The sequence below is a fragment of the Devosia psychrophila genome (genome assembly GCF_000971275.1).
In the GTDB taxonomy this organism is placed as follows: Bacteria; Pseudomonadota; Alphaproteobacteria; order Rhizobiales; family Devosiaceae; genus Devosia; species Devosia psychrophila.
In genome coordinates, this window is record NZ_LAPV01000168.1 from 1 (window position 1) to 3,469 (window position 3,469).

4 protein-coding genes are annotated in these 3,469 nt (G+C 60.0%); 3 read left to right on the forward strand and 1 reads right to left on the reverse strand.

What is annotated here, in order from left to right:
• Positions 1-9: 9 nt before the first annotated feature.
• Genes WH91_RS19165 through WH91_RS19175 form a run of 3 tightly spaced genes read left to right on the forward strand, consistent with a single transcriptional unit; the run spans position 10 to position 2,608 of the window.
• The gene (locus tag WH91_RS19165) at positions 10-891 is read left to right on the forward strand and encodes an AAA family ATPase (RefSeq protein WP_046172630.1); all 882 of its coding nucleotides are present in this window, start codon (positions 10-12) and stop codon (positions 889-891) included.
• The gene (locus WH91_RS19170; RefSeq protein WP_046172627.1) at positions 891-2,057 is read left to right on the forward strand and encodes a hypothetical protein; all 1,167 of its coding nucleotides are present in this window, start codon (positions 891-893) and stop codon (positions 2,055-2,057) included. The genes WH91_RS19165 and WH91_RS19170 overlap by 1 nt, the downstream gene beginning before the upstream one ends.
• Positions 2,054-2,608, forward strand: a complete 555-nt coding sequence (locus tag WH91_RS19175; protein ID WP_046172628.1) for a 3'-5' exonuclease — start codon at positions 2,054-2,056, stop codon at positions 2,606-2,608. The genes WH91_RS19170 and WH91_RS19175 overlap by 4 nt, the downstream gene beginning before the upstream one ends.
• A gap of 247 nt (positions 2,609-2,855) precedes the next feature.
• Here the strand turns inward: WH91_RS19175 and WH91_RS24785 are convergent.
• Positions 2,856-3,469, reverse strand: a 614-nt coding sequence (locus tag WH91_RS24785) for a hypothetical protein (protein ID WP_158409611.1), incomplete at its 5' end; no start/stop codon positions are given.

Genomic DNA, 3,469 nt, shown 5'->3' on the forward strand with positions numbered 1-3,469 from the left:
CACTCCAACATCTTTGATAGCGAGACGCCCCTCCCGAAACAAGTGTTGCTCGACCGCGAAAAGACCTTGTTGGGCTTCACTGTCCGATACGGTCGGGTGCACGATCAGCTTCGGCTTCTGCTGAACGTCGGCGAACTTGGCGACTGGAATCGAAAGTATCACGGCGGCAAACTCGGTATTTGCGACTTGGTGGCCGAGCAGTACCCTTTGGTGATCTTCCATGGCGACGTCGGCACCGGCAAGACGGCGACGGCCGAATGCATCGCCAACCGGCTCGTTGCGGAGTCACGCGCCCCCGATTCCATCCTGTTCAAGCTGTCCAATCGCGTTCGCGGCAACGGAATGGTTGGCGAAATGGGATCGCTGCTCACGGAGGCCTTTCAAAGAGTGACCCAGTCCGCCGGGAAAAACCGCCGGGCGATCCTGATCATCGACGAAGGCGACAGTCTCGGGGCTTCACGTTCGCAAGAGCACAGTCACCACGAAGACAAGGTGGCGGTAAACACGCTCATTCAGGGCATCGACGACCTGAGGCAGTATGGTGGCCGTATCGTCGTGATCTTGTGCACCAACCGCTTGTCGGTCCTCGACGCCGCCCTGCGGCGCCGCGCGGCCATCGTCGAAGAATTCCGCCGACCTTCCGACACCGAGCGTCTCCAGCTCTTCCAGATGGACCTTGCCGGAATGCGGCTTGCTCCGGCGCAACTGGCGGAGTTGGTCCGCGCGACCGCGGCCAACGGATCTCATCCCGCCTGGACCTACTCCGATATCCGCACTCGACTGTATCCGGCTGCCCTGGCTCGGGCTTATCCGACGCGATCCCTCGCCTCGGAGGACTTGATGACGGTCGCCAAGACGCTGCAGGCTTCACCAGTCATGGAGGACAGGTGATGGTCCGATCGCCCCTATTCGGACGGCGAATCCATATCTCGGGCAGCGTGGTCAGCGATCTGGCCGTTGCATCCACGGAAGATGTAGAGGGGGCCCGCGAATTCCTCCGTCTTTTGGTCAAACAACTCATTAAACGGGGAGCGAATTTCGTATTGCCCGTTGATGCTGAGCCCGTCCGAAAAGCCGATGGCCTACCCGTCTGTTTCGATTGGTTGGTCTGGCAGGCGGTCAGGAACAATCTGACACTCCGCCCGACAGATGTTCCTGGCCCTTTCGTGGTAGCCGTCCAGCATCACAAGACCGAGGAACAGATCCCGGAGGCGTTCACCGATCTCTGGGACGAGCTACGGGCCTCCCAGTTGGTCAAAATCGAAAGTGCGGCCCATTGGAACATGAACAGCAAACGGATGGAGGCCCAGGCCCGCTTCGGTGACATCCTCATCGCTCTGGGCGGCACAGAAGGGGTTCTTTACCTCGCCAACCTCTACCATGAGGCGGGCAAGCCGATCGTTCCGCTAAATCTCCCTCTTTGTCCGGAGACGACCGGCGCCAGGCGCATCTACAATTTCGGTCTTGCAAGCGCGCAGAGCCGCCGACTGTTTCAGATTGCGGAAGACGGCGACGCCCATGATTGGATCAACAAGATTGGTTTTCCGAGAAGGCAGCCGATTGTCAATCGCGTTGCCGTGTTGGTGGATTTGCTCGAGGCGCTTGAACGACCTAGGGCCTTTGCCGTTCGCCTGCTCAATCCCGACCATGAAGACAACGCGGACGTCGACACCTTCTTCGATGTCGTCGTCAAGCCCGTGATGGAGGGCGAGCTTGGCTATAGGCTGGTTGTCATCGACGGGCGTCAAGCCTACGAGCATGCCCGCATCGACGAAGAGATTTTCGCCAAACTCCACCGCAGCAGCGTGGTTCTCGCCGACTTGACGGGCGCCCGTCCTAACTGCTTCTTGGAACTAGGCTATGCCTTGGGACGCGGATTGCCAACCATGGTGACCGCGCGGGAAGGATCAAACATACCGTTCGACATCACTACTTTTTCGGGCCTGCGCTGGAAAGCGGCGGGGAGCGCCGAGGAACGCAAGCGCGCCTTTAGGGAACATTGGATGGCCATCCGCAATCGCCCGAGGCTCGTGCCCGCGGATCCCCTGATCTCATGACCGGCAATCAGGAAGTCTTCATCTCGGTCGATATCGAGGCTTCGGGACCCGTTCCCGGCGTCTTCAGTATGTTGACTATCGGCGCCTGTCAGGCGTTCCGGCCCGAAATCACCTTCAAATGCGAGATGAAACCGATCAGCGATGCCTTCGACCCAAAAGCTCTGGAGGTGACCGACCTATCGATGGCAGATCTGAAGCAGCGCGGCCTCGATCCGCGAGCAGCGATGACCGCCTTCGCGGACTGGCTTTCGAGCGTGAAGGGCCCCGACGAGACGTTGGTGTTTGTCGGCTTCAACGCGCCGTTCGATTGGTCCTTCGTTAACTACTACTTCCACCGATATCTCGGCGAGAACCCGTTCGGCTTCACCGCACTCGACATCAAGGCCCTATATATGGGGGCGACAGGTTGCACCTGGCGGGATACTCGCTCCAGCAAGATCGCGGCACATCTGTCGCCGTCGGGATCAGGTACGCATGATGCCTTACAGGACGCGCAATATCAGGCGGAGCTTTTCCGGCTCACTTGGGGCGTAGTGGGCAAGCGCAAGTAAACTCCTGGTTGGCCCTGCGTCCCTTACCCCTCGATTAGCGCGGCTCGTTGAAATCGCGCACTTTTGCCCCGCCGCAATCGCGGCGCTTGGGGTTGCCTATCGGCTGTCCCTGTTGGCCATCTTCAGGGCCTCGCTGACATTCCTGGCTTGGTTCCGGTAGGGTGATGGCGGATGGGGGAGCTACAGCGGCAAGGCGCGTACTTGCGTCGTTCGAGGGCGGCAGGCGCTGAAAGTCACGACAGACGCGTCACCTGACTAGCCTGACTCTATCCTGCAATGCCAAGGCACCGGGTACGCTCTTTTCGGCGAGAGCGGCAAGGATCTCGATGAGCGCCTGCCGCACCCCCGAATCCTCCGCTAGCTCACTACCGCTTGAGCTCAGCGTCGACGCTGCGAGGTGAACAAGTGCCTCACCCGTTCCGTCGCGATACCAGAGACCAGATTCCTTGTTTGCCTTAAGCATCGCCGCGATCCAGCGAAGACCATCGAGCAATAGCGGAGCGCCAAAGCCGGTGGTGAGGAACTGCGCGAAGCGCACGATGCACTCTTCGTCGCGATTCAGGTGTGTCGCAGCCCAGCGTTCATACAACCCGCGCGAACGGAAAGCCGCACCGGTCGGCAGACAGGCAAGTGCCGTTTCGTTGCCAAACCCGAGAACGTCACCAATGAGCCTTTCCCCATAGACCCAAAGGCCGCGCTGAGACCAATCGGCGTCGAGGGCGTACTCGGACATCGAACGCCAAAGCTGCTCGAACGCGGCAACATCATCGATCTTTCCGACGCGTAGAAAGAGCCCGCGAGTAAAGTGCTGCAGAGCGAAGTGAGCTGCCGGCCCATGGGTGAGCACAGACTCCCATTTCG